A 26306-nucleotide genomic window follows, 5' to 3' on the forward strand; every position below is an offset into this window, starting at 1 on the left:
TTTGCGCTTAAAAGGGAATCCTTAGAGTCCACACCACCTAGAGGCCCCGGCGTCGCGTGCGTTTGTTGCCGCCAAACCGGGTTGCCTTGATGAACCAGACGCGTCAATTCGGCGACATCTGTTGCGACAGCCTGAGTTTCCCGATGACCTCGACGGCCAACGACGTTGCACTTTCCCGGTTTTCCCTGGAGGATTTTGCCGAGCAGGACCGTATGGCCGCATGGCGTGATCTATACGGCCGGCTGGTGCTCAAGGCCGACCTCGCGCCACTGCCGGATCATTCTTTGCATGCAGACGTAACCGTGCAGACTCTGCCCGGGCTGTCCATCACGTCGGCCAGCATGTCGGCATTTCGCTACGAGCGGGGAGCCGAACAGTTGGCGGATGGCAACGACGGGCTTGTCCTGGTGATGGGTTCGCAGGATGCCATGATGGTGCAGCGTGGACACGAGGTCACGTGGAGCGCCGGCGACGGGCTGTTGCTCAGCTCGGCGGACCCGGTCGCGATGGTCTGCCCCACCCCGGCGAAGATTCTGTGCCTTCACGTTCCACGGCCGGCGCTGGCACCGCTGGTGAGCAGCGTCGATTCCTCCGTGATGCAGCCTATTGCGCGCTCCACCGAAGCGCTGAAATTGCTGGTGAGCTATGTTGGGGCGCTGCAGGAGGATTATGCGCTTGCCACGCCTCAGCTCCGGCACCACGTGGCCTCGCATGTGCACGATCTGATCGCTGTGGCGCTCGGCGCAACGAGAGATGCCGCGGCTCTTGCCCATGGGCGGGGCGTCCGTGCCGCGCGGCTGCGTGCAATCAAGGCCGACATCATCGACCATCTCAATCACGCTAGTCTCACGGTTGCGGCTGTAGCGCGGCGGCACGCCGTCACACCGCGCCAGGTCCAACGGCTGTTTGAAGACGACGGGACCACATTTTCACAATTCGTGCTTGGGCGCCGTCTCGCACGAGCGCATAGATTGCTCGTCAATCCGCGCTACGCCGATCGGCCTGTGAGCGCAGTCGCCTTTGAGGTTGGTTTCGGCGACGTGTCCTATTTCAACCGGACCTTTCGCCGACAATACGGGGCGCCCCCGTCCGACGTACGTGAATCGGCGCGAAGAGAGCTGCTCATCGGCGCTCCATCCAAAACACGTGAAGGGCATTCGAGCGGGGCACCCGCGCGGCGCGATGGCGTCGGCCCGCCGGAATAGGACGATTGCATTGAGCGTTTGTCGCCGGCGAGATTACGCGCTTTTGGCAATCCGCAACATGAACGGGTGGGCCGACCGATGCGGCAGGCTCGGCTACTACACCCATCGAAGTCGGCCACTTCGCCACCCTCTCCGACACAGCACCGTAGAGCGAACCACGTAACCGGCCGCTTCGAGCATGCGTTCCGAAGCGTGATTGCGAGCAGTGGTCTTCGGTTCAATCCGAACCGATCACGCGCCGCGCAAATCAAAGGGCCGATTGCCCCAGGCAATCGGCCCTCATCGTCATCATCAAACCTTACTTCGCCATGCTCTCTTCGGCGGCCTTGCTGAGGTGCGCGCCGCATGCGCCCCACTTGTTGTTCAGCATCGCGTCCTGGGCGAGCGAGACTTCCTTCTCCGCCGCGAATTTGACCTCATTGTCAGCCATAACTTCGACGGCAGCTTCCGTCTTGCCGAAATTGGCACCGCTGCAGCCGACGCCCATATGATGGCGATGAGCGGCCTGGGCGGGAGCAGCGACAGCGTAAGCAACGGCAGCCATGCCAGCTGCGGCGATGAATGTTTTAATCATGGGATGATCCATCTCTTGTTCTTGGACAGATCCCTGCGTGATTGCGGAATCTGCAGCGTAATTATTCGCTGGTCCCGGCGCCATTCAGAATGAACTTCGCGCGATACGAATGTGATGGGCGCTGCACGCGGATCGCGCATGCGTTGCATAGTGTTTCGATTACATGTCGGTAAGGAAGCGGTGCCGCATTAGCTTTGCTGCCAACGTTCACTTCAATCGAAATGCACTTCCGATATTCCTCAGCACATTCCGCGCGAGACGCCGGGCGCGACGGAGATCCGCTCGGCGGCAGTACCGAATTACCTCTTGCGTCAATGCGACCGATTGACGCTCCGCCCATTCATGGACGCTCGCACCAACATATGAACTGACAATCATTCCAAGGCCATCTTGTCGCATGCGAATCACGCATGGAACACATCGATGTGATCCGGTAAGCCAAGGCGCGGAAAAACTTGATTGGGCGGTCTTTAATTACCATATATCCAACCTGATCCGGCTTGCCGAATTTCTATCAACCAATTGATTTCAGGAATAGTTTTGCGAAATTCCGCATCTCGGCGGAACTTTCATTTGCAGACCAGCTCGCCAAGCGCCAAACGGTTAACCAGAGCTTACCGCCGCCATGCGTTTTGGGTCTAGCTGCATCGCACCATTGGAACTACCGCGCCGCACCATATCATCTATATTCACTTCAACGATGAGGCTTTTGAAAAGCTGAATCTGAATTGCTAGGAGACTACCATGTTGCTCTCGCTCATCCGCATGATCCAGGCCTTCCGGGATTATCAGCGCAATGTCAGCGAACTGTCCCAGCTCAGCGATCGCGAACTGGCCGATATTGGCCTCGACCGCTCGGACATTCCGCGCGTTGCCGCCGGTACCTACAACGGCTAATCGGCCGCAAGCCATCAGATGACGGATAACGCCCGCTTCCACAGCGGGCGTTCTCGTTTCCAGCGCGGTTTCAGATGCATATGGAATCAAAACGCGCTAACGCTGCGCGATGACACCGCATCAATCCTCTTCCCAACCCGTGCACATCGTGGGCGCAGGGCTCGCCGGCTCGGAAGCTGCCTGGCAGGTTGCCAATTCCGGCGTCCGTGCCGTCCTGCATGAAATGCGCCCGCACCGAATGACCGAGGCGCATCGGACCGAAGGCTGCGCCGAACTGGTCTGCTCGAATTCCTTCCGCTCCGACGATGCCGCCAACAACGCGGTCGGGCTGCTGCACGCCGAGATGCGGCGGCTGGGCTCCCTCATCATGCGCTCGGCCGATGCCAACCAGGTGCCCGCCGGCGGCGCGCTGGCGGTCGACCGCGACGGCTTTTCCGCTGCCGTCACCAAAGCCCTGAACGAACATCCGCTGATCGAGATCAGCCGCGAGGAAGTCGCGGGCCTGCCGCCGGCCGACTGGAGCAACGTGATCGTCGCCACCGGTCCCCTCACCTCGGCGCCGCTCGCCGACGCCATCAGGCAGCTCACGGACGAGAACGCGCTGGCGTTCTTCGATGCGATCGCACCGATCGTGCACAAGGATTCCATCGACATGTCGGTGGCCTGGTTTCAGTCGCGCTACGACAAGGTCGGCCCCGGCGGCACGGGCGCCGATTACATCAACTGCCCGATGACCAAGGAGCAATATGACGCCTTCGTCGCGGCGCTGCTCGACGGCGAGAAGGTCGACTTCAAGGATTGGGAGACCAACACGCCCTATTTCGACGGCTGCCTGCCGGTCGAGGTGATGGCCGACCGCGGTCAGGAGACGCTGCGCCACGGGCCGATGAAGCCGGTGGGATTGACCAATCCGCACAATCCGACGGTCAAGGCGTATGCGATCGTCCAGCTGCGGCAGGACAACAAGCTCGGCACGCTCTACAACATCGTCGGTTTCCAGACCAAGCTGAAGCATGGCGCGCAGCAGCGCGTGTTCCGCACCATCCCGGGTCTTGAGAACGCGGAGTTCGCGCGCCTCGGCGGCCTGCATCGCAACACCTTCCTCAATTCACCGAAGCTGCTCGATAGCCAGCTGCGCCTGCGCGCGCAGCCGCGGCTGCGTTTCGCCGGCCAGATGACGGGCTGCGAGGGCTACGTCGAGTCGGCCAGCGTCGGGTTGATTGCGGGGCTCTGCGCTGCCGCCGACATGCGCGGCACCGCGCTGACGCCACCACCCGCCACCACCGCGCTCGGCGCGCTGCTCGGCCATATCACCGGTGGCCATATCGAGACGATCGACGCCGGGACGCGCTCGTTCCAGCCGATGAACATCAATTTCGGTCTGTTCCCGCCGCTTGCCAACCCTCCGACCAAGAAGCCGGACGGCTCGCGGCTGCGCGGTAACGAGAAGACGGTCGCCAAGAAGCAGGCGATCAGCGCGCGGGCACTCGCCGACCTCGACCACTGGATCGCAGAGCACCTGCGCGTTGCGGCAGCGGCCTGACGGTCATGAGCTTGCCGAAAGACGACGACGCCACCCTGTCGGCGCGCTGGAGCCAGGGCGTGTTGCTCAAGCGCGACGTGTTCTCGACGGTCGAGCGCGGCCGTTTCCGGACCGATGACGGCGAGGTCGAGGGCGTGCTGCGCCGGCTCGATCAGGTGCCGTTCTGGTCGTTCGCCGTGGCGCTGCATCTGTTCTCGCGCGAACGCCGCGCGCTGACCCTGGCGCGCGATCTCGACGTCGGCCCCAAGCTGCTGTGGGCAGGCAGGCGCGCGCTGGTGCGCGGCTTCATCGAGGGCGCGGCGCTGCATCTGGCGAAGCCGCATGGCGACGTCGCCTATTTCCGCTCCGCCAAGGCCGCGTTGCGCAAACTGCATCGTGCCGGTATCTGCCACAACGACCTCGCCAAGGAGCAGAACTGGCTGGTCGGCCGCGACGGCCGCGCCTACCTCACCGACTTTCAGCTTGCTGCCTGCTTCAAGAACCGAAGCCGGCTGTTCCGCATCGCGGCCTATGAGGATCTGCGGCATCTATTGAAGCACAAGCGCAGCTACGCGCCGGGGGCGTTGACGCCGATGGAGCGCAAGGTGCTCGCGAAGAAGTCCGCGGTCGCCAGCGTCTGGCTCAAGACCGGCAAGAAGGTCTATCAGGCAATCACCCGCGGCATCTTCAATTTCACCGACCGCGAGGGCGGCGGCCGGCGGCTGGTCAACGACGCCCCGGTGCTGGTCGATTTGATCCGCAGGAATCCTGACGTGCGCGACACCGCGATCGTCGCCTTTGCCGACCGGCGCGTCGGCGTCGGGCTCTACGCCTTCGTCGAGGCCGACCAGTCCGCGCTGGAAAAGACGCTGCGCAACGAGCTCGCCGCAGCCAAGGGTGTCAAGCCGCCCGAACACATCCAGATCGTGCATGCATTGCCGCGCGATGCGGCCGGCAAGCCGCGCACCGAAATCCTGCAGCTCGTCGCCATGAACCAGATCGACCTGATCGAACCGATGATGCGCAGCGACGCCGATCGCGAGTTCCTCAAGGACATCCTCGAGCAACGCAAGAATCTGCGCGACCGCTTCAATTTCGAAGTTGCCGAGATGGATCGGCCGATGCGCTGAAGCGCGCGCACTCTCGACAAACGCAGCTCGAAGCGCCAATCTTGTGAGGGCTAGCGCGCTCAAGGGACAAGCTTAATGCCACTCACCCGTGGCCGTATCGGGGGATATGATTCCGAACGCCTGGCGTTCGGATTCACCATGATGCACGGCGATCAGGAAATTGAATGTCAGATCAGCGACGCCGCAATGGACGAATTGGCCGGCACGCGCGGAACACCGAGCCTGGCCCGGCAGGCGCAGTTCATTGCGCTGCGCGACGCGATCGAGATGATCGCATCCGACATCTTTGACGGCGGCCCGGTGGTCAAAGGCGCGACGATCCGGATCTTCACCAAGCACATCTCGAAAGAACAGAGCTAAAGCGCGATGAGATTGCGTTGAACCGTCATCGCGCTTTAGATTCTTGTTTTAGCACGATCTTTTCGGAAAACCGCTTCGCACTTTTCCGGATTATGCTCTAGCGACCGAACTCTTCGGTGCGCGCAGCTCGCCACAACGTCCAGAGCGTGCGCAGGCGCGACACTGGCTTCGGCAGGAACGGATCGTAGTCGGACCTCCTCACCCGGTTCAGCTCGCGCCTGATGTGAGCGAGCGGCAGGAAGATCGGCCTCACGCCGGACGGCACATCTGCAAGCAGCCCGAATGCGGTCTTGAGGTGGCCCCGCGCCTCGTCCGCAAGCTGATCGATCGCAGCACGGATGTTCGGCGTCGGCTTGCCGGCAAACACCTCCTCCTTGCTGCTGCCGTGCTGTTGCAACAGCTGCAACGGCAGAAACAGCTGTTGCCGCGCGGCGTCGCGGCCCAGCGCCGCGATGACCTGCGCCATGCCCTGGGCGAGGCCGGCATGACGGGCCAGGTGATCGATCGCCTCCGATGGCCGCGCCACCACGCGCGCGGCTTGCGCGAACAGCGCCGATGCCGTGGCGTCGAGGTAGCCCTCGAGCGCTGCCAGCGACGGCATCGGGTCGTTGTAGAGATCGAACTGATGCTCCTCGACCAGGAGCGAGAACGGCGAGACCGGCAGACGGTGATTGCGGATCGCATACAGCAGTTCTGCCGCGACCGGATTGCCTTCGACGCCGCCGTGTCCGGCGCCGGCCAACATGTCGGTCCACCATTGCAGCCGCATCTCGCCGGGCAGCGGCTGGCTGACCTGCTCGTGCACGCGCGAGACTTCGATGTTGAAGGCGTAGATCGCAAGCAGCGCCCGGCGCTCCGGACCCGGCATGAACAAGGTCGACGCGTAGCGCACGAAGTCATGGGTCCGCACCAGATCGGCGCAGAACGCCGCGCCGTCGGTCGGCGCCTCCGTCGCGCTCATGGCACCGCGATCAGCGCCGCCGCGACGCGACGCCGCTCGCCCAGCATGATGTTGTAGGTGCGGATCGCGGGGCCCGTCTGCATCGGGTCGAGCACCACCCGCACCGCGCGCAGGGCCTCGCGCAGGCCCTTCGGCGGCACCCAGACCTCGGTGCCGGTGCCGACGATCAGCGTATCGATCGCATTGGCGGCCGCGAATACCTTCTGCAGCGCGTATTCGTCGATCTCCTGCGGCCTGGTCACCGCCCAGGCCCAGATCGCATCGGGCAGGCACAGCAGCGAGCCGCGGTGCGACATATCGGCAAACGCGAAGCCGCCCTTGCCGTAGGCCTCGATCGGCGCCGACCTCGGAAGATGGGGAGCGTCCGAGGAGTTGCTCATGACCGGCTACTTCTTGGCTGCCGCGTTCGGCTTCTTCTCCGATTGATCGTCGGCGGCGTCGCGCCTCGTGGTGCCGACGCCGAGATAGATCAGGATCGGTGCCGCGATGAAGATCGAGGTATAGGTGCCGACCAGCACCACGCCGAACATCATCACGGCGGTGAAGCTGTGAATCGCCTGGCCACCGAACAGCAGTAGCGCGAGCAGCGCCAGGGTCACGGTGACGTGGGTGATGATCGAGCGCGAGAGCGTCGAGTTGATCGATTCATTCAGCAGCTGCGGCATCGGCATCTTCTTGTAGCGCCGCAGCATCTCGCGGATACGGTCGTAGATGACGACGGTGTCGTTGAGCGAATAGCCGAGAATCGTCAGCAGCGCCGCGATGCTGGTGAGATCGAAGTCGACCTGGGTGATCGACATGAAGCCGATCGTCAGCACGATGTCGTGGACGTTGGCGATCATGGCGCCGAGCGCGAACTGCCACTCGAACCGGAACCAGAGATAGATCAGGATGCCGACGATCGCGAGCATCAGGCCGAGCATGCCGTAGGCGAGCAATTCGCCGGAGACGCGCGGTCCCACCACTTCGACGCGGCGGTAGTCGACGGAATCGCCGAGCGCGCCGCGAACCTTGGTCACCGCGTCCTGTTGCGCCTGATCGCCGCCGGGTTGCTCGGCGACGCGGATCAGGACTTCGGCCGGACCTCCGAACTGCTGCAACTGCACCTCGCCGAGACCAAGACCGTTCAAGGTCGTGCGCATCGCGGCAATGTCGGCGGTGCCGGACTTGGCCCGCACTTCCAGCAGCGTGCCGCCCTTGAAGTCGATGCCGAAATTCAGGCCATGGGTGAAGAACAGCGTGATCGCGACGATCGAGAGCAGCGCCGAGATCGGGAAGCTGATGCGGCGAAAGCGTGTGAAGTCGAAATGCGTGTCGTCGGGCACGATGCGCAGCGCCGGCATCAGCCCGAGCGCCGCGACCACGGTCAGCACGGCGATCAGGATGCCAAGGCCAATGAGAACGGTATGAGTCACAATAGGCCTCTCAGATCGGCACGGTTTGCGGCCGCTTCCACCGCACCCATGCCGCGACGATCAGGCGCGTCAAGGTAAAGGCGGTGAACACCGTGGTGATGATGCCGATGCCGAGCGTCACGGCAAAGCCGCGCACCGGTCCGGTGCCGATGTAGAACAGCACGGCGGCGGCGATGAAGGTGGTGATGTTGGAATCGAGGATGGTCGCCAGCGCCCGCTTGAACCCGGCGTCGATCGCCGAGATCGCGTTGCGGCCGCCGCGCAATTCCTCGCGGATGCGCTCGTAGATCAGCACGTTGGAGTCGACCGCGATGCCCACCGTCAGCACGATGCCGGCGATGCCGGGCAAGGTCAGCGTGGCGTTGAGCAGCGACAGCAGCCCGAAGATCATGGCGACGTTGATGGCCACCGCGATGTTGGCGAACACCCCGAACAGCCGGTAGGTGATCAGCATGAACACGATGACCAGGATCGAGCCGACATAGGCCGCAAGCTCGCCCTTTTCGATCGAGTCCTGGCCGAGGCCGGGACCGACCGTGCGCTCCTCGACCACCGTCAGCGGTGCCGGCAGCGCGCCGGCGCGCATCAGGATCGCCAGATCGTTGGCCGACTGCACCGTGAAGCTGCCGGAGATCTGGCCCTGTCCGCCGGTGATCGGCTCGCGAATCACGGGGGCCGAGATCACCTTGTTGTCGAGCACGATCGCAAACGGCTGGCCGACATTATCGGCGGTCGCCTGAGCGAATTTGCGCGCGCCCGAGGTATTGAATTTGAAGCTGACGATCGCCTCGCCGGTACGCTGGTCAAAGCCGGGTTGGGCATCGGAGAGTTCACTTCCGGAAACCAGCACCTGCTTCTTCACAATGTACGGAACCGGTGGCGGCGACGCGCTCACGAGCCGCTCCGAGTCCGCCGGCACCGTGGCCTGATCGGGCGACGCCGTGGTGTCGACCATGCGGAATTCCATCTTCGCGGTCTTGCCAAGCAGCTCCTTGAGATGGGTCGGGTCCTGCAGGCCCGGCACCTGCACCAGGATGCGGTCGGTGCCCTGACGCTGGATCAAGGGCTCGACGGTGCCGAGCTCGTTGACGCGGCGCTCGACGATCTGGATCGACTGCTCGATGGTCTTGCGCATCCGCTCAATCATCGCGGGCTGCGACACGGTCAGGCGGATCAAGCCGCCCCCCGCATCCGTCACATCGACATCGCGCTGGCCGCCGGAGCCGAGCAAGCCGCCGATCGGCTGCGCGATCTCGCGAAGTTTCGCCAACGCGGCCGGAACGTCGGCCTCCTTGGCGATGCGGGCCTCGACGCCATCGTTGCGGATTTGCACGCCCCCGATGAAGCTGATCCGGGCGTCACGCAGCGCCTTCCTTGTATCGTCGCGAACCTGTTCGAGCTTTTCCTTCTTCACGTAGTTGGCGTCGACCTCGAGCAAGAGATACGAGCCGCCTTGCAGGTCGAGGCCGAGCACGAGGCGCCGTTGCGCCCAGGCCGGCCAGGTCTTGACCTGCGCCTCGGGGAAGAAATTGGGCACGGCGCACAGGCAGACCACCAGCGCTGTCAGGATAATCCCCAGCGCTCGCCACCGCGTGAAATACAACATCGAATTGACCTGTCAGATTCGGCAAAGGGCTCCGCGGCAATCAGCTCGCGGACGCCTCGTCTTTGGCATCGCCCTTCGCCGGCTCACCCTTGGTCCGCACGCCCGAAATCATCTGGCGCATCTGCCGCACGCGAACGCCGTCCGAAATCTCGAACTCGATCTGATCGTCGTCGACCACCTTGGTCACCTTGCCGACGAGGCCGCCGGTGGTCACCACGGTGTCGCCGCGGCGGATGTTCTTCACGAGGTCGGCATGATCGCGCACCTTCTTCTGCTGCGGGCGCAGAATCAGGAAGTACATGATGACGAAGATCAGCGCGAATGGCAGCAGCGACATCAACATGCTGTTGGTATCAGTGCCAGCTCCAGCCTGAGCAAACGCAGGAGTAATCAGCATTCGGACGATCCTCGGATAAGACGGGAAAGAACCGGCAGCGCCCTCAGGTTCGGGGCGGTATGGCGGTCCGGACAAATTCGCGCGGACTATAGCGGCCGCGGTCCCAATTGCAACGTTAACGGACCGTCATTTAGGGCGCTTGCGGGACCGCCGCCAGCCCGATAAGGCTGCGCCGTCAGGAACTGGACAAATGCCGAAAAAAGCCAAGAAAACTACCAGTAAAACAGCCCGCAAAACCGCCCCTCAAGCTGCCGCCAAGCGTGCCGCAAACGCCGCGACAAAACGCCCGGTAATGCCGCTCGACGGCGCCACTGCCGAGCGGATCGCGAATGCCTTGGAGACCATTGCGAGCCGCCTTGCGGCCGCCTCCCCGGCCCCCGATCCGGCCGAGTCGTTCGGTGCCGCGGACGCCTTTGTCTGGCATCCGGACGGACGCCTCGCCCCGGTGCCGCGCGTCAGCCGCGTCGAGATCGGCCTGCTCAAGGGCGTCGACCGGATGCGCGATATCCTGATGGAGAATACCGAGCGCTTCGCCAACGGACTGCCCGCCAACAACGCGCTGCTGTGGGGCGCCCGCGGCATGGGCAAGTCGTCGCTGGTCAAGGCGACGCATGCCAGCCTCAATGTCGATCGCAAGCCGGCCGACCGGCTGAAGCTGATCGAGATCCACCGCGAGGACATCGAGAGCCTGCCCGGCCTGATGGAGCTGCTGCGCAGCTCCTCGTTCCGCTTCATCGTGTTCTGCGACGACCTCTCCTTCGACGGCAACGACGCCTCGTACAAGTCGCTCAAGGCGGTGCTGGAAGGCGGTATCGAGGGACGCCCCGAGAACGTCATCCTCTATGCGACCTCGAACCGGCGGCATCTCTTGGCGCGCGAGATGATCGAGAACGAGCGCTCGACCGCGATCAATCCGGGCGAAGCGGTCGAAGAGAAGGTGTCGCTGTCGGACCGCTTTGGTCTCTGGCTCGGCTTCCACCGCTGCAGCCAGGACGAGTACCTTGCGATGGTGAAGGGCTATTGCGACCATTACGGCATCAAGATCGCCGAGGACGAACTCGAGCGCGAGGCGCTCGAATGGTCGACCACCCGCGGCTCGCGCTCGGGCCGCGTCGCCTGGCAGTACACGCAGGAACTCGCCGGCCGGCTCGGCGTGCGGTTGAGCGGAACATAGCGCGAGCCACAGGTCCGGCAAGTCGCAGGCCTTCTGAATTCGGTGCGGCATGGGTACACTCGACTTATGCCGGCCGAACCCAGCACGACTGCGAGACGATGTGGCGAGTGCACCGCTTGCTGCGATGGCTGGCTGAAAATCCGGATACGTGGCCACGACGTCCATCCGGGGCAGCCGTGCCCGTTCAGCAGCGCGGGCCAATGCACGATCTACGACGAGCGTCCGGTCGATCCGTGCCGGAAATTCGTCTGCGGCTGGCTTACGCCGACAAGCCCGCTGCCCGACTGGATGCGTCCGGATAGATCCGATGTCATCTTTCTTCCGGCAAGCTTTGTCTGGCGCACAATTCCGGTCGACGTTGCGGTTGCCATCGGCGCTCGTTCGAAGGCCAAGGCGCGCGCGTGGCTGGAAGCCTTCAGCCGCGACGCGCGGCGTCCCCTGCTGCTGCAATCGGACGGGGATTGGCACGCGTTTGGACCGCCGCAATTCCTGAGCGACATGGTCGAGCGTCTCTCCGACAAGCGAGACCCCTGGCAACCGGTCTAGGCCTCGCGGCAGGCGCGAGTTCGCTTCGAACCAGGCAGAAACTGGTATCCATTATTCCAAAATACTCCCCGTTTCTGCGCCGCAATATTTTATATCAGCATTAGTGTCTCACTTTTGCGATTGAATTTCTGATCGGTCAATCAACCGCATGCATGTAAGTCAAATCTTATTCCAAAATCCAAGATGCGACAAATTGATGCAGAGCAATAGTATCATAGTACCATTTTAGTCACATCGGGTGTTTATCTGTTTTAGCTCGCCCGCATCCATGTATCTGGTGTTTGGTATACATTAACGTTCCTCCACTTTGTGACCCTCAGCACACCGCTGAGGAGATCTGACAAAGGGGGATTAGATGAAGAAGGGACTTCTCGCCGGAACCGCACTCGCGGCAATCGGCCTGGCGCTCACGCAACAGCCGGTGCAGGCAGCAACGCTCGACGACGTGATGGCGCGTCTGGATGCGCTCGAACGAAACAATGCGAAGCTCGCGAAGGAGAATGCACAGCTCCGGGATCGCGTGAACAACATCACAAGCCGCAGCGCCGCGCCCCCTGCGGCCACCACAACGCCAAAGGGCAACCCGGTGCAGCATGCTGGCGTCGCGCCCTCCCCGAAGCCACCGGCTCCCGAACATGCCGTCGTCAGCATCGGAGGCGCGCCGCTCTACAGCAAGGCGCCGGGTGGCAACGCCTTCGTCGACAACACCACCGTCACCCTTTACGGCCACGTGGATCTATCCGGCGACGTCTTCAACGCCGGGGTGTTCGATCAGGGCACCAAGTTCGGCGTGGCAAGCAACCTCACCTTTTTCGGCGTCCACGCGCGTCACGATCTCGCACCGTATGGTTTCGCCGGGTGGGCCGCCGTCGCCCAGTTTGAATCACTCGTCGAGGTCGCCGCGGTTCCGACCGAGCGTGCCGCGCTCGGAACGCGCGACAGCTTCATCGGGATGGCAACGCCGTGGGGCACGATCAAGGCTGGCAAATCGGACACGCCCTACAAGAAAGCCACTTCGAAGTTCGATCCGTTCTCGGCGACGCTCGGCGACTACAACTCGATCATGGGCAATACCGGCGGCGACCTGCGTGCGGAGTTCGATTGGCGTGCGGCTCATGCGCTCTGGTACGAATCGCCGGTCTGGAACGGCTTCCAGACCACGCTGATGATCTCGCCAGGGCAGAACACCGCAAAGGACAACAGCGATTTCGCGCTCGGCGACTTCAACTGCCCCGCCACGTCCGCGCGCGGCAGCGGCAGCGGCTTCCCGCTGACGGCGGCGCCTGAAGGCTGCACCGACGGCTCCTATGGCAATCTGTACAGCGCGTCGCTGACCTACAATCAGGGACCGTTCACGGCGGTCGCTGCCTACGAGATGCATGAGGGCACCAACCGCACCGGCGACGAAGCCGTCACGCCGTTGAGCAACGGCGACGTGCTGATCGTTCCGCCGGGATCCGTCGGCATCGCCAACGAATGGGCCGCGAAGATCGGCGCCGGGTATCGCCTCGACGACGGCATCGGCAAGCTGCAGCTCTACGGCATCTACGAGGTGATGCGGCGCGAGAACACCGTGGCCGACTTCAACGAGCGGTCGCGCGACGGTTACTTCCTCAGCGCCACCCAGAGCGTCGGCGCCTGGGACGTCAGCGCGTCATGGGCTCATGCCAACGCCTCTCCCGGCTCGCCCGGCACCGGCGTCTTCAACAACTACACTGTCACTCCGGCACCGGGATCGGCCGACTTTGCGCTCAACACGCTGGACAGCAGCGCCGATCAGTATGCAGCCGGCCTCAAGTACCACTTCAGCCCGTTTGCGACCTGGTATCTTGTCGGCAGTTATTTGCGCAACGGCCCCGGCGCGCATTACTGCCTCGGCGTGAGCGGTCATGGGTATGGCATATGCGGCCGCGACGCCAACAACAACGTGGTCGCCGGCAACAAGGCGAGCGCCGTGACGACAGGCATGACCTTCGACTTCTAGATCAAACAAAACGGGGGAGGCTTACGCCTCCCCCGTTGTCTTTGTTGCGAGACTTGGAAGTCCCGGCGCGCAACCTACGCGCCGTTGAGGAACTGGAGCGGATCGACCGGAGACGATCCCTTGCGAATTTCGAAGTGGAGCTGCGGCGAGCCCGCCTCGCCCGACTGGCCCGACTTGGCGATCACCTGGCCGCGCTTGATGGTATCGCCGCGCTTCACCAGGATTTCGCTCGTGTGGGCGTAGGCGGTGACATAGCCGTTGGAATGGCGAACCAGCACGAGATTGCCGTAGCCCTTCAGCTCGTTGCCCGAATAGGCGACGACGCCGTCTTCGGCCGCCTTCACCGGCGTGCCTTCGGGCACCGCGACGTTGATGCCGTCATTGACCTTGCCGTTGGTCTTCGAGCCGTAGGCGGTGATGACCTTGCCGCGCACCGGCCAGCGGAACGTCGGCAATGCGCCGGTGGCCTCGCTCGACTTGGTGACAACGGGCGCTTCTGCGGCGGCCGCCGGCTGTTCGACGGTCGCGGTCGGCTGAACCAGCCGCGCGCTCTGCTGCGGCAGCGCCGTCGCGACGACCTTCGGGGCCGCCATGGCCGGTGCCGGGGCAACCGCAACCGGTGCGGCAGCAACGCCTTGCGCAACCGGCGCCGGAGCCGCCATCGCAGTCTTGGCGCCGGGCACCACCAGCTTCATGCCGAGGCTCAGCCGGGCCGACTGATCGAGATTGTTGGCGCGGGCAAGCTCAGCCACGGGAATGTGGTGCTGGCGCGCGATGCTGTGCAGCGTGTCGCCGCGATTGACGTAGTGGACGCCGGCAGGCGCGGCTGCCACGGCAACGGGCCGGGTGGCCGGCGCGGCCATCGCCGGTGCTGCGGCGGCGGCCGTCGGGCGCGGAATGACCAGCTGCTGGCCGGGCGACAGCGCGCGCGGTCCTTTGTAGCCATTGGCGCGCAGGATCTCGGCGGTCGAGACGTTGTAGCGGCGCGCCAGCAATTCGAGCGTATCGCTGGTGCCGACGATGATGGTGGTGCCGCTGTGTCCGGCGTGCGCAGCCGCGACCGATTGCGGAACGGTGCCGGTGGCCTCGATCTGCGGGCGCGCCGGCGGCGTGTAGGACGAAAGCCCGCGCCCTCCTCCGGAGACGCCCGCATTGGCGACCGGGTAGGACTGCGGCGCAGCAACCGGCGGCGGCAACGGCTGTGACTGGTACTGTGAATATTGCGGTTGCGTTCGTGGCCGCGCGTATTGCGGCAGCTCGCGCGGCGGCGCTGCCTGCACGGTGCCGGTCGGCTGCGGATCAAACGCAAACGGATTTTGTGAGTAGGAGTTTTGCGAGAAGCGCGACGACATGTCTGCGCTGCAACCGGCAAAAGCCATGGACATCAGCGTCAGCACCGCAACCTGCGGTACGCGACGCGAGCGAAGCAACTCGACAACCCCAGACATGGTTACTCACTCGTACGCAACAAAAGACTGTTTTGAGTAAACACCTCGCGAGTAAATAACCGCTTAACCCTGCGAATAAGGCGTTGGCGCCAAGCGGCAAATCGCCAAATTTTACAATTCGCGGGCGATTCCCGGCAGCGCCGGCACAAAGCGGACGTCGACCAATTCCTTGCGGTCAAAGCCGCTCTGCGTCCGCACCACGCGGACCAGGGTCTGGGTACCCTGATGCGGCCCGACCGGGGCGATCAGGATGCCGCCCGGGTCGAGCCGCTCCAGCAGCTTCTCCGGGATCTGCTCCATCGCCGCGGTGACGATGATGCGGTCGAAATCGCCGGCCCCGGCCGGAACGTCGAAGCCGTCGCCGAGCAGCACCTCGATGTTGTAATAGCCCAGCTTTTCGAGGCGCTTGCGGGCACTGTCGGCCAGCGTCCGGTAGCGCTCGATGGTCAGAACCTGCTTGCACAGCCGGGACAGCACGGCCGCCTGATAGCCCGAGCCGGTGCCGATCTCGAGCACGCGGTGGTCCTTCTGCAGCTGCAACTGCTCGGTCATGTAGGCGACGACGAAAGGCTGGCTGATGGTCTGCCCGCAGGCGATCCCAAGCGCACTGTCGCGGTAGGCCTCGTTGCGATCGCGCGGATCGACGAACACCTCGCGGGGCACCTCCTCCATGGTGCGCAATACCGCCTGATCGCTCACCCCTCGCCGCCGCAGGGTGAGCTGAAACATCATCTTCTCGGTCGGATCGGGCTTCACGGCCATGTTCATCAGCGTCTCTGAGCGGCAGCGCGGAATCTTGCCTTGGCTTAATGCCATTGAAATCCGAAATACCGCGTTAAGGAAAAATTTCCCGTCACCATTTGTTCCCGGTCAGGAACCAGCAGTCCGATTTCGTGTTGGCGCCAACATGGCAGCTTCCCATATAATCGGCAGCGATGCGCGGTTAACGCCCAAGCGCGGGGCTCTGTTTGTACGGTTCGCACCCGGTCGGAGACTGGACGGATCCTGCGCAACAAGGTCAGTCAGAACGATCCGGCGACGCAGCGTCGCGTGCTGGAAACCGAGTAATTCCCTAACGTTTTCATTGCGCCTTATAGTGTTATTTGCGAGCCTATCTCAGGGACGGGCAAGGATTCCATCATGACAGCGACACGGCCGGCGGGCTGTTCAGTTTTCCTCGTGGAGGACGAGGTCATGATCCGGATGATGGTCGCCGACATGCTGGAAGAGCTCGGCCACAGCGTCGCGGCCGAGGCCGGCGAGATCGGCGAAGCGGTCAAGCTCGCGCAATCGACCGAATTCGACCTCGCGATCCTGGACGTCAACGTCAACGGCAAGGTGATCACCCCGGTCGCCGAGTTGATCAACGCCCGCAACCGCCCCTTCATCTTCGCGACCGGTTATGGCTCGTCCGGCCTGCCTCCGGAGTATCGCGATCGTCCGGCGCTGCAAAAGCCCTTCCAGCTGGAAACGCTGGCGCAGGTGATCTCCAGCGCGATGCGGAGCGCGCCGGTTTAACGAGCGCAACGGTCTGTCTGTAGCAGTCGTAGCCCGGATGCAGCGAAGCGCAATCCGGGACCGCTCTCTATGCGTTAGAGATTTCCCCGGATATCGCTTCGCTCATCCGGGCTACAGATCTCACGGGATCACTTCAACGTCGCGGTCAGCGCTTCCGAAAATGATTCATCGGTGCGGTCGAGCCGCAGCGGCGTCACCGAGACGTAGCGCGCGGCAAGCGCGGCGAGATCGGTGCCTTCGGCCGGCGCATCCATCATCGCCGCGCGCTCGAAGCCGATCCAGAAGTACGGATTGCCGCGTCCGTCGTGACGACGATCGATCTTCAGGAAACCCTGATTGCGCTTGCCCTGCCGCGTGATCCGGATGCCCTTGACGTCGTCGGGCATGCAGGAGGGGAAGTTGACATTGATGACGGTGTTGCGGGGAACGCCTGCGCCGATCACCTTGCGGATGATGTCGGGTCCGAATTTCAACGCGGTCTCCCACAGCGGCGCATTGCGCGTCTCGATCGAGAACTCCTGCGACAGCGCAAACGACGGAAAGCCCAGGATCGTGCCTTCCAGCGCGCCGGCGATGGTGCCGGAATAGACCACGTCCTCGGCGACGTTGCGGCCCTTGTTGACGCCGCTCAGTACGAGATCGGGCAGCTTGTCTCCGAGGATGTGGCGCGCGCCCATGATGACGCAATCGGTCGGCGTGCCGCGCACCGCGAAGTGACGCGGGCTGACTTCGCGCAGACGCAGCGGATCGTTGAGCGACAGCGAATGCGAGACGCCGGACTGGTCGAGCTCGGGGGCGACGATCCAAACGTCGTCGGACAATGCGCGTGCGATCTGCTCAACGACCTGCAGGCCGGGGGCGTGGATGCCGTCATCATTGGTGCAGAGAATGCGCATCCGTCAAAGTGCCCTTCGTTTCGATCCGACGCGGGTTTCTTGGGCCGCGGCTCCTGATTTGATTGCCGTCTTAACCGGCTAGGACGATGGAGGCAAACCCGGCCCGTGCCATCGCGCCGAGGCGACGCGCCATGGATGCACGAATCTGCCGCCGCCGGCGATCTTGCGGTCGAACACCGGCCAGGCGGGCCGCCGAACGGCCGCGAGAACCGATGGTGTGGGCGGCGTAGGCGCCTCCGGCTCAACTGGTGCAGCCTGGCGAGCTTCGGGAGCTTCGGATTTGGGAGCTTCGGACCTGATCGGCTCGGTCTCTGGAAGCTCAGGCTTGGGAGCCTCGCGTTTGGCAGGCTCGACCCTGTGCGATTCAACTGTGGGCGGTTCAGCCCTCGGAGCCTCAGACCTGAGCGGCTCGGCAGCGACCGGCGCAGTCTGGCCGAGCTCCGGCTTGGGCGGTTTCGGAAGCTCAGACTTGAGGAGCTCGGCCTCGGCGGATTCGGTCCTGCCAGGGTCAGACGTGCGAGGTTCGGGTCTGGGCGGCGACGCAGCCGCCTGCTCGGCCGGCTTTGCGACGGGCGCGGCCGCAGCCGATTTCGATTTCAGCCTCGCCAGCAGCTCCTCGATCGAGGGCACCGACTCCGCGTCAAGCGGAGCACGCTGCGCAGTGGGCCGGACCGGAGGTGCCGGCGCGGCGGCTGCCGGCGCGGGCAGATCGGCCGGCGCCAAATGGGCGAACTTGACGCGCGCAATCTCGAGCGCCTTGTCGAAGTCCGGCCTGTCGATCCAGGCCTTCGATTGCACCTCGGTCACGCGCGCTTCCCACAAACGCGTGGCCTCGATGTCGTAATAGCCCATCTGCTTCTGATTGATCAGCTGCAGACCGTGGCCGGTAACGGCCCATTGTCGACCAAGCCAATGGATGTCACGGTGGAGCGGCATCGCACTGGCCCTCGCCTCACATGCCGTGCTCGATGAGTTTGAGCCCGCCCATATAGGGCTGCAGCACATCGGGCACCGCGATCGAGCCATCCTGCTGCTGATAGGTCTCCATCACAGCGATCAGGGCGCGCCCGACTGCCGTGCCGGAACCGTTCAGCGTATGCACGAAGCGCGGCTTGCCGTCAGGGCCGCGATAGCGCGCGTCCATGCGACGCGCCTGGAAATCCCCGCACACCGAGCAGCTCGAAATCTCGCGATAGGCGCCGCCATCGCCCTGCCCCGGCATCCACACCTCGATGTCGTAGGTCTTCTGCGCGGAGAAGCCCATGTCGCCGGCGCACAGCGTCATCACCCGATAATGCAAATCGAGTTTCTGCAACACCTGCTCGGCGCAGGACAGCATGCGCTCGAGCTCATCCTTGCTGGCTTCGGGCGTCGTGATCGACACCAGTTCGACCTTCGTGAACTGGTGCTGGCGGATCATGCCGCGCGTATCGCGTCCCGCAGCTCCGGCTTCGGCGCGGAAGCACGGCGTCAGCGCGGTGAGCCGCATCGGCAGCTCTTTTTCGTCGAGGATGGATTCGCGCGCGAGGTTGGTCAGCGAGACTTCCGCGGTCGGAATCAAGCCGAGGCGCTCGCTGCGCAGATCGGCATTCGGCGCCGCGAGCAATTCGCCCTTGATCGCCCAGAACTGATCGTCCTCGAATTTCGGCAACTGGCCGGTGCCGAACATCACGGCGTCGCGCACCAGCAGCGGCGGATTGATCTCGGCATAGCCGTGCTCGCCGGTGTGCAAATCGAGCATGAACTGCCCGATCGCACGCTCGAGCCGTGCCAGTCCCTTCTTCAGCACGACGAAGCGGGCGCCCGACAATTTCGCCGCCGCCTCGAAATCCATATAGCCGAGCGCGGTGCCGAGATCGTCATGCAGTTTCGGCGCAAAGCCGTAGTCGCGCTTCTTGCCGAACACGTGGCGCCGGACGTTGCCGTGCTCGTCGGTGCCGTCCGGCACCTCGTCGAGCGGCAAGTTCGGAATGGACGACAGCTCTTTCGTCAGCTCGTCGTCAAACGATTTCGCCGCGGCCTCGAGCTGCGGCATCGTGGTCTTGAGCTCGGCGACCTCGGCCATCAGCTTGGCCGCGCGCGCCTCGTCCTTTGCCTTCTTGGCGTCGCCGATCTCCTTCGAGGCCGCATTGCGTCGCGCCTGGGCTTGCTCGGACGCCAGGATCGCCGCACGCCGCTTCTCGTCGATCGCCAGCAGCGACGGCGACAGAGCCCCAAGTCCGCGGCGTTTCAGGCCGGCGTCGAAGGCTGTCGGGTTGTCGCGGATCGCTCTGATGTCGTGCATGGCGTGGTAGTCCTGACGGCGGGCTTGCAGATAACGTTTTACGTCAACGTTTGCGTTGCATGTTTCCACTAGCACGACCGTCATCACCCGCGAAAGCGGGTGATCCAGTATTCCAGAGGCGCGGCGTGTCACCGAGAAGCCGCGGCGTACTGGATACCCCGCCTTCGCGGGGTATGACACCGAGTGTGAGGCGAAGATCGCGCTACTCGGCCGGATTGGTCGCCGACGGCGCGCTCGAGGTCGTGGCCTTCTTCTCCACGATCCCGACCGCAATGATTGCGCCCTCGTAGAGCAAGAGCAGCGGGATCGCGAGCGATGCCTGGCTCAGCACATCGGGCGGCGTCAGCACGGCGGCGATGATGAAGGCGATCACGATGAAGTAGCGCCGCTTCTCCTTCAGCATCTTCGAGGTGACGATGCCGATGCGGCCGAGCAGCGTCAGGATCACCGGCAGCTGGAACGCGATGCCGAAGGCGAAGATCAGCGACATCATCAGCGAGAGATACTCGCCGACCTTGGGCAGCAGCTGGATCTGCGCCGTCTCCGTGCCCGCCGACTGCTGCATGCCGAGCGAGAAGCGGGTCAGCATCGGGAAGACGACGAAATAGACCATCATCGCGCCAAACACGAAGAACACCGGCGTCGCGATCAGATAAGGCAGGAACGCGTTGCGCTCGTGCTTGTAGAGCCCGGGCGCCACGAATTTGTAGATCTGCGTCGCGACGATCGGAAACGAGATGAAGCCGGCGCCGAACAGAGCGAGCTTGAGCTGCGTCAGAAAATATTCGAGCAGCGCGGTATAGATGAATTTGGAATTTTCCGGCCCTGCCACCCAGATGAAGGGCCAGACCAGGACGTTGAATATCTGCTTGGCGAAGAAGAAGCAGATGATGAAGGCCACGCCGAAGCCGAGCAGCGCCTTGATCAGCCGCGAGCGCAGCTCGATCAAATGATCCATCAAGGGGGCCTTGGAGGCCTCGATATCTTCGGCGCTCATGACGCCCTCGCGTCCTTGAGCACGTCAGGCTGTGGCGGCGTCTCGTCCTGCGCAGGCGCCGGCTCGGGTTTCGCCTCGCTGGTGATCGCGAGCGGCTCGCCGGCGGCAGCGTGCGTCTCGGCCTCGACGAAGGTTTCCGGTGTCGGCGGTGCGGGTGTTGTCGGAGTGACCGGCGCGTCGATCGCGGAGGCGACCTGCGCGTCGACCGGCTTGTCGATCTGCAGGGCGTCGCTGACGTCCTTGTGCAGCGAGGTCATGATGTTGCCGCTGGTGATGCCGGTTGCGGCTTCCCTGACCTCGTCAAAACTCTTCTTGAGGTCGGCCATCTCGGCCTCGCGCATGGCCTCCTGGAACTGGCCCTGGAATTCGGAGGCCATTTTCCTGGCCTTGCCCATCCATTGCCCGACCATGCGCAGCACGCCCGGCAGCTCTTTCGGGCCGATGGCGATCAGCGCGACGACCGCGATGACGACCAGTTCACTCCACCCGATATCGAACATGAATTGTTCCGCCTAAGCGCGCCGCCATCGGCCCCATTGGTCCTAGCAGGATGTGGGGCTACCGGCGCCTTTTCTCAATCGGCGTCCATAGCGCTTCCGAGCGACGGCGTCACCGTTTCGCGCAAAGAAAAACGTCGAAATATGCGTCAGTACAGGCGCGTCAGACGGCCTTGCTGCCGACATCCTGGCGCGCAGCCGACGGCGCCGCATTGTGATCGAGCGCCTTGGTGGACTCCGGCTTGTCCGCGACCTTGTCGTCGTCCTGCATGCCCTTCTTGAAGGCCTTGATACCTTGGGCGACGTCACCCATCAGGTCCGAAATCTTGCCGCGTCCGAACAGCAGCAGGACCACTGCGATCACGACGATCCAGTGCCAAATGCTAAGCGAACCCATCCTGCAACCCTCCAGAAATGGCCGGCGGACCGGCCTGAACTTTGCCGGAAGTTAGGCCTGCGGGGTGTCAAAAACAAGGACCTCGGCCGCGGCAAATCGCTGTCGCGGCTACGTAATATTGCTAGGCTTAACCGGGAATATTCCGGGCTATTCGCCCTTCTCCTCGGCGCCGTGGTCATCGCCCGCGTGGTCGATGCGCTCGTCCGGCTCTTCAGCGTCAGGTTCGGCCGCGTCAGGTTCGGCCGCGTCCACCTCGGCGGCAACTTCCGCTTCGAGGTCGGTTTCGGCCTCGGCTGTCGTTTCGACCTCGGCTGTCCCAACCTCGGCAGCCTCGACCTCGGTAACCGCTTCGCTCTCGGTCTTCGGTTCCTCGGCTTCAGGCTCGACCGCCGGCGCGAGCAGCAGTTCCAACGTATCGCCCGGCTCGAGCGGCTCCTCGTCCTCCCGCAGCGTCGCATCATCCGATGGCGATGGAACAGAGAAGCCGGTCGGCAGGCGCGAGTCGAGCAGACCGGTGCCCTTCAGTTCCTCGAGGCCCGGCAGGTCGCCGAGCGCTTCCAAGCTGAACTGCGACAGGAAGGCGTCGGTGGTTCCGAAGGTCAACGGACGGCCCGGCGTCTTGCGGCGGCCGCGCGGCCGGATCCAGCCGGTCTCCAGCAGCACGTCGATCGTTCCCTTCGAGGTGACCACGCCACGAATCTCTTCGATCTCGGCGCGGGTCACCGGCTGATGATAGGCGACGATCGCCAGCACCTCGATCGCTGCACGCGACAGCTTGCGGGTCTCGGTGCTCTCGCGCGTCATCAGCCACGACAAATCGCCGGCGGTGCGGAACGTCCACTTGTTGGCGACCCGAACTAGGTTGACGCCGCGCGGCGCATATTCCGCCTGCAACTGTGCGAGCGCCGCCTTGATATCGACGCCGTCGGGCATCCGCTTTGCCAGCGTTGCCTGATCGATCGGCTCGGCCGATGCGAACAACAGCGCTTCAAGGAGCCGCAATTCCTCAGGACGCGCTACCGGATGATCCATAGGAGAAACCTCCTCCTCGGGCTCGTCTCTGCGCACTTCCGCCAAGCTTGCCATGGGCTTGCTCTCCTTCTTCCACTTACTCAACCGACAGGTCCGGCGCAGCCATTGCGGCCTGCGCCTGACGCTTTCGGAAATAGATCGGCGCGAACGCCTGCTTCTGGTTGATTTCCATCTCGCCCTCGCGAACCAGTTCGAGGGCAGCAGCGAAGCTCGATGCGAACACCGTGGCCTTCTGCTTGGGATCGGCGACGTAGTTCATCAGATACTCGTCGAGGCAGCTCCAGTCCTCGGCGAGGCCGACCAGCCGCTCCAGCGACGCTCGCGCTTCCGCCAGCGACCACACTGTCCGCTTCGCCAGATGCACCGAGGTCAGCACGCGCGACGCGCGCTGCGTCGCATAGGCCGACAGCAGGTCGTACAAGGTCGCGGTGAACTTCGGATGCTTGATCTCGGCGATCGATTCGGGATTGCCGCGCGGAAAGATATCGCGCTGGAACTGCGGCCGGTTCATCAGCCGGTTCGCCGCCTCGCGGATCGCCTCCAGACGGCGCAGCCGGTTGGCGAGCGCGGTCGCCATTTCCTCGGCGCTCGGCCCCTCCGCGCTCGGCGGCTCGGGCAGCAAGAGCCGCGATTTCAGGAAGGCAAGCCAGGCCGCCATCACCAGATAGTCGGCCGCGAGTTCGAGGCGAATCTTGCGCGCCGCCTCGATGAACGACAGATATTGGTCGGCGAGCGCAAGGATCGAAATCTTCGACAGGTCGACCTTCTGCTGTCGCGCCAGCGTCAACAGCAGGTCGAGCGGGCCCTCATAGCCCTCGACGTCGACCACCAGCGCCGGTTCGCCCTCGGCGAGGTCGGCCGGCCGCCCGGTCTCAAACGATAGAATTTCAGCGGTCATGCCGTCCCTACCCGATTCAACAACGCATCCAGTTCAGCCCGTGCCGCCTGCCGGTCGAGCGGTTCAGGCTGCTTCCGCGCGGCGAGCGTCGCCTCGGCCCGCTCAAGCGCCTTGCCGGCCAGTTCCGGCGTCTCCCGCGCGACCTCGCGCATTTCGTCAATGTTGCCGTTGCAGTGCAGAACCATGTCGCAACCGGCGCTGACGATGGCGCGGGTCCGCTCGGCAATTGATCCGGCCAGCGCATTCATCGACACGTCATCACTCATCAACAAACCTTGGAACCCGATCAGGCCGCGAATCACCTGTTCGATGATTGTCGCAGAAGTCGTCGCCGGATGGACGGGGTCCAGCGCGCTAAACACAACATGTGCGGTCATCGCCATCGGCAGGTCCGCCAGCGGGCGAAACGCGGCAAAATCGGTCCGTTCCAGCTCGTCTCTGGCGGCATCGACCGTCGGAAGCCGGAAATGGCTGTCCGCGGTGGCGCGGCCATGGCCGGGAATATGCTTGAGAACCGGCAGCACGCCGCCCTGTTCCAGCCCGTCCATGACCGCTCGCGCAACCGCCGCGACCTTGTCCGGCTCGGTTCCATAGGCCCGGTTACCAATCACCGCGTCCGCGCCTGCGACCGGAACGTCGGCCAATGGCAGGCAATCGACGGTAATTCCGAGATCGATCAGGTCGGCCGCAATCAGCCGTGAGCTGAGTCGGGCCGCGGTCAGGCCGAGCTTCGGGTCGGTGTCGTAGAGCGCGCTGAAGCTCGCGCCGGGCGGATAGACCGGCCAATGCGGCGGTCCGAGCCGCTGCACCCGCCCGCCCTCCTGGTCGATCAGGATCGGCGCGTCAGTCGTGCCAGCCGCCGACCTGAGTTCCCCAACAAGAGCTGCCACTTGGGCAGGACTCTCGATGTTGCGCTTGAACAGGATGAAGCCCCATGGCCGCTCGGCGCGAATGAATTCGCGTTCAGCGTCGTTGAGGATCAGCCCGGATACGCCCGTGATGAATGCGCGGTTCGTCATTCGGCCGATTAGGCCGTATGCAGCTCACGGGTCAAGGAAACGGCCTTTAATTTCTTTGGATGAGGCACTGCGGCCCACCCGCCGACATCAGGCTCCGGCAAAGCTGGTTCGCCTCTTCCGACGACGCGAACGGGCCGGCAAAGGCGCGGTAATAGACGCCCTTCTCGCCGAGATCGACGCGCTTCACCACCAAAGGCTGCGAACCGAGCACGTTGCGATATTTGCCCTGCAGCGTCCGATAGGACGATTGCGCATCCGCCTCGTTCTTCTGCGACGACACCTGAACCAAATATCCACCGCCGCCAACGGAGGCGGTCGTGTTCGATGCAACCCGGGTCGGAGGCGCGGCCGGAGCCGCCTCAGCCTGGCCAGGGACCAGCGACATTGGCGCGTTCACGCTGGCATTGGCCGCAGCCGGGTTGCCACGCGACACCGGAGGTTTCGCGGCGGCAGCAGGCCTGCCCGGCGCGGCGGCCGGGGCCTGCGCGCCATCGGGCGAATCGCCCTTGACCGCGAGCGTGCGAACCCTGCGCGGCTCGTTGTTCGGCAACGTCCCGTTCGCGGTGATCGGCGCCGGCGCTGGCTGCGCCGTCTGCACGGTTGATGCCGGCGGCGGATTCGCATTCGCGTTCAGCGGCGGAAACACGACGCGCGGTCCGGCGGTCTTCGAATTGACGTCGACTGGCGTCTCCTCACGCGACACGATCTTCTCGGTGCCGTCACCCGCCGCCATGCGATCCGGCGTCTTGGCCGGCGCATCGGCCTGGGCCGGGATCACCTTGGTCGGCGTGTTGTCGGCCTTGATGATCGGCGGCTCACCGCTGCGGGGCGAGCCGACATAGGTCCGGTAGGCGTACGCGCCGCCGACGCCGAACACGCCAAGCGCCAGCACCGCAGCGACCGTCATCAGGCCGCTGCTCCGCCGGCGCGGTTCAGGCTCTTCCTCGTCGGCCTCATACGCATAGGGATCGTCCGGGTAAGCCGGCTCGCGCTGCAGGTCCTGTTCACCGGCTTCCAGCTGTCCGTAAAGCGCGTCGTCATAGCGCGACGGATCGTGGCCCTGATCGCCGCTCTGATAGGGCGGCTCGTCGTCAAAGGCCTCAGGCTGTCGCGGCGGCTCGACCGGCCGATAGGTTGCAACCGGTTCGGGCGCAGGCGGCTGCGCCTGCTGGGCCGCATAGCGGTGCAACGGATGCACCGGCTTCGGCTGGTAGTCCTGTTCGGGCTCTTCGTACTCGGTGTGCTGCACGGGCGGCGGAGCGACGGTCTCCTGCCGCGCGCGCTGCATCCAGGGCGGCGGGCCCGCGGGCGGCGCGTCCTCGTCCGCGGCCTGCGGATCATATTGTTGCGGCCGCGCATTGGCGCGCGACTGCAGCGGACGCGGCGGCGGCTTGTTCGCGCTGCCGAATGGATCCGTCTGTCCGATCAGCCGGGCCAGTTCGGCAAGCGGGTCGCTCTCGACCTTGGAGGTCGTATCGGCGGAAAAATGTCGGTCCTGATATCGATCAGCCATCGTGATGATGCATCCCCTTCGGGACAGCGCCAAGAT

Annotated in this window: 27 protein-coding genes; 9 read left to right on the forward strand and 18 right to left on the reverse strand. The window is 64.1% G+C overall.

Translation table 11 applies throughout. The features are described 5' to 3' along the window. Positions 1-89: 89 nt before the first annotated feature. The gene (locus tag AC066Y_RS25315; RefSeq protein WP_478276238.1) at positions 90-1205 is read left to right on the forward strand and encodes an AraC family transcriptional regulator; all 1116 of its coding nucleotides are present in this window, start codon (positions 90-92) and stop codon (positions 1203-1205) included. 298 nt (positions 1206-1503) lie between these two features. Here the strand turns inward: AC066Y_RS25315 and AC066Y_RS25320 are convergent, their stop codons facing one another. After that, complete coding sequence (locus AC066Y_RS25320) at positions 1504-1791, reverse strand: hypothetical protein (RefSeq protein WP_478276239.1); 288 nt, start codon at positions 1789-1791, stop codon at positions 1504-1506. Between the two features lie 732 nt (positions 1792-2523). On the opposite strand from AC066Y_RS25320, the gene AC066Y_RS25325 reads away from it, so the two are divergent. The 4 genes from AC066Y_RS25325 (at position 2524) to AC066Y_RS25340 (ending at position 5688) form a co-directional block, all read left to right on the forward strand. Continuing rightward, entirely contained in the window at positions 2524-2676 is a 153-nt protein-coding gene (locus tag AC066Y_RS25325; protein WP_016846063.1) for a DUF1127 domain-containing protein, read from the forward strand. 109 nt (positions 2677-2785) lie between these two features. Beyond that, the gene (gene trmFO / locus AC066Y_RS25330; RefSeq protein WP_478276240.1) at positions 2786-4219 is read left to right on the forward strand and encodes a methylenetetrahydrofolate--tRNA-(uracil(54)-C(5))-methyltransferase (FADH(2)-oxidizing) TrmFO; all 1434 of its coding nucleotides are present in this window, start codon (positions 2786-2788) and stop codon (positions 4217-4219) included. 5 nt (positions 4220-4224) lie between these two features. After that, positions 4225-5328, forward strand: a complete 1104-nt coding sequence (locus tag AC066Y_RS25335; RefSeq protein ID WP_478276241.1) for a serine/threonine protein kinase — start codon at positions 4225-4227, stop codon at positions 5326-5328. Positions 5329-5403: 75 nt separating this feature from the next. Further along, complete coding sequence (locus tag AC066Y_RS25340; RefSeq protein WP_478276242.1) at positions 5404-5688, forward strand: DUF1488 family protein; 285 nt, start codon at positions 5404-5406, stop codon at positions 5686-5688. Between the two features lie 97 nt (positions 5689-5785). On the opposite strand, the gene AC066Y_RS25345 is transcribed toward AC066Y_RS25340, so the two are convergent. The 5 genes from AC066Y_RS25345 to yajC are packed head-to-tail and all read right to left on the reverse strand — an operon-like array spanning position 5786 to position 10067. Continuing rightward, entirely contained in the window at positions 5786-6649 is an 864-nt protein-coding gene (locus tag AC066Y_RS25345) for a phytoene/squalene synthase family protein (protein WP_478276243.1), read from the reverse strand. Next, positions 6646-7029 (reverse strand): Mth938-like domain-containing protein, encoded by a 384-nt coding sequence (locus AC066Y_RS25350; RefSeq protein WP_092114014.1) that lies wholly within the window; start codon positions 7027-7029, stop codon positions 6646-6648. The genes AC066Y_RS25345 and AC066Y_RS25350 overlap by 4 nt, the downstream gene beginning before the upstream one ends. A 6-nt stretch (positions 7030-7035) precedes the next feature. After that, a complete protein-coding gene (gene secF / locus AC066Y_RS25355; RefSeq protein ID WP_478276244.1) occupies positions 7036-8064 on the reverse strand; it encodes a protein translocase subunit SecF in 1029 nt (342 codons plus the stop codon). A gap of 10 nt (positions 8065-8074) precedes the next feature. Next, positions 8075-9670: a protein translocase subunit SecD gene (secD, locus tag AC066Y_RS25360; protein WP_478276245.1), complete on the reverse strand. Its 1596-nt coding sequence runs from the start codon at positions 9668-9670 to the stop codon at positions 8075-8077. 40 nt (positions 9671-9710) lie between these two features. Continuing rightward, positions 9711-10067, reverse strand: a complete 357-nt coding sequence (gene yajC, locus AC066Y_RS25365; RefSeq protein ID WP_029082682.1) for a preprotein translocase subunit YajC — start codon at positions 10065-10067, stop codon at positions 9711-9713. A 190-nt stretch (positions 10068-10257) separates the two neighbouring features. On the opposite strand from yajC, the gene AC066Y_RS25370 reads away from it, so the two are divergent. From AC066Y_RS25370 to AC066Y_RS25380, 3 genes are all read left to right on the forward strand, one after another. Continuing rightward, complete coding sequence (locus AC066Y_RS25370) at positions 10258-11241, forward strand: ATP-binding protein (protein ID WP_478276246.1); 984 nt, start codon at positions 10258-10260, stop codon at positions 11239-11241. A gap of 66 nt (positions 11242-11307) precedes the next feature. Continuing rightward, the gene (locus AC066Y_RS25375) at positions 11308-11787 is read left to right on the forward strand and encodes a hypothetical protein (protein WP_478276247.1); all 480 of its coding nucleotides are present in this window, start codon (positions 11308-11310) and stop codon (positions 11785-11787) included. A gap of 355 nt (positions 11788-12142) precedes the next feature. Then, complete coding sequence (locus tag AC066Y_RS25380) at positions 12143-13771, forward strand: porin (RefSeq protein WP_478276248.1); 1629 nt, start codon at positions 12143-12145, stop codon at positions 13769-13771. 74 nt (positions 13772-13845) lie between these two features. Here AC066Y_RS25380 and AC066Y_RS25385 read toward each other — a convergent pair whose 3' ends face one another. Both AC066Y_RS25385 and AC066Y_RS25390 read right to left on the reverse strand, forming a co-directional pair. Continuing rightward, positions 13846-15219, reverse strand: coding sequence for a peptidoglycan DD-metalloendopeptidase family protein (locus AC066Y_RS25385; protein WP_478276249.1), 1374 nt, complete (start codon positions 15217-15219; stop codon positions 13846-13848). Between the two features lie 111 nt (positions 15220-15330). After that, positions 15331-15987 carry a protein-L-isoaspartate(D-aspartate) O-methyltransferase gene (locus AC066Y_RS25390; protein ID WP_176531206.1) on the reverse strand — a complete coding sequence of 219 codons (657 nt, stop codon included), beginning with the start codon at positions 15985-15987 and terminating at the stop codon, positions 15331-15333. A 372-nt stretch (positions 15988-16359) separates the two neighbouring features. Between AC066Y_RS25390 and AC066Y_RS25395 the strand changes: the two genes are divergently transcribed. Then, positions 16360-16737 (forward strand): response regulator, encoded by a 378-nt coding sequence (locus tag AC066Y_RS25395; RefSeq protein WP_083991871.1) that lies wholly within the window; start codon positions 16360-16362, stop codon positions 16735-16737. 128 nt (positions 16738-16865) lie between these two features. Here the strand turns inward: AC066Y_RS25395 and surE are convergent, their stop codons facing one another. From surE to AC066Y_RS25445, 10 genes are all read right to left on the reverse strand, one after another. Next, entirely contained in the window at positions 16866-17633 is a 768-nt protein-coding gene (gene surE, locus AC066Y_RS25400; RefSeq protein WP_478276250.1) for a 5'/3'-nucleotidase SurE, read from the reverse strand. A 78-nt stretch (positions 17634-17711) separates the two neighbouring features. Continuing rightward, positions 17712-18569: a hypothetical protein gene (locus tag AC066Y_RS25405; protein WP_478276251.1), complete on the reverse strand. Its 858-nt coding sequence runs from the start codon at positions 18567-18569 to the stop codon at positions 17712-17714. A 16-nt stretch (positions 18570-18585) separates the two neighbouring features. Then, positions 18586-19917: a serine--tRNA ligase gene (gene serS / locus AC066Y_RS25410; protein WP_478276252.1), complete on the reverse strand. Its 1332-nt coding sequence runs from the start codon at positions 19915-19917 to the stop codon at positions 18586-18588. A gap of 202 nt (positions 19918-20119) precedes the next feature. After that, on the reverse strand, positions 20120-20914 hold the full coding sequence (gene tatC, locus AC066Y_RS25415; RefSeq protein WP_478276253.1) for a twin-arginine translocase subunit TatC: 795 nt from the start codon (positions 20912-20914) through the stop codon (positions 20120-20122). Next, a complete protein-coding gene (tatB, locus tag AC066Y_RS25420) occupies positions 20911-21414 on the reverse strand; it encodes a Sec-independent protein translocase protein TatB (protein ID WP_478276254.1) in 504 nt (167 codons plus the stop codon). Before tatB ends, tatC begins: the two co-directional genes overlap by 4 nt. A gap of 160 nt (positions 21415-21574) precedes the next feature. Further along, a complete protein-coding gene (locus AC066Y_RS25425; RefSeq protein ID WP_456723206.1) occupies positions 21575-21808 on the reverse strand; it encodes a twin-arginine translocase TatA/TatE family subunit in 234 nt (77 codons plus the stop codon). Between the two features lie 147 nt (positions 21809-21955). Then, positions 21956-22840 carry an SMC-Scp complex subunit ScpB gene (gene scpB, locus AC066Y_RS25430; RefSeq protein WP_478276255.1) on the reverse strand — a complete coding sequence of 295 codons (885 nt, stop codon included), beginning with the start codon at positions 22838-22840 and terminating at the stop codon, positions 21956-21958. Positions 22841-22916: 76 nt separating this feature from the next. Continuing rightward, positions 22917-23738, reverse strand: a complete 822-nt coding sequence (locus tag AC066Y_RS25435; protein WP_092113984.1) for a segregation and condensation protein A — start codon at positions 23736-23738, stop codon at positions 22917-22919. After that, entirely contained in the window at positions 23735-24757 is a 1023-nt protein-coding gene (gene nagZ / locus AC066Y_RS25440; RefSeq protein ID WP_478276256.1) for a beta-N-acetylhexosaminidase, read from the reverse strand. Before nagZ ends, AC066Y_RS25435 begins: the two co-directional genes overlap by 4 nt. A gap of 46 nt (positions 24758-24803) precedes the next feature. After that, entirely contained in the window at positions 24804-26270 is a 1467-nt protein-coding gene (locus AC066Y_RS25445) for an SPOR domain-containing protein (protein ID WP_478276257.1), read from the reverse strand. Positions 26271-26306: the final 36 nt, after the last annotated feature.

The organism is Bradyrhizobium sp. USDA3010 (assembly GCF_056429065.1).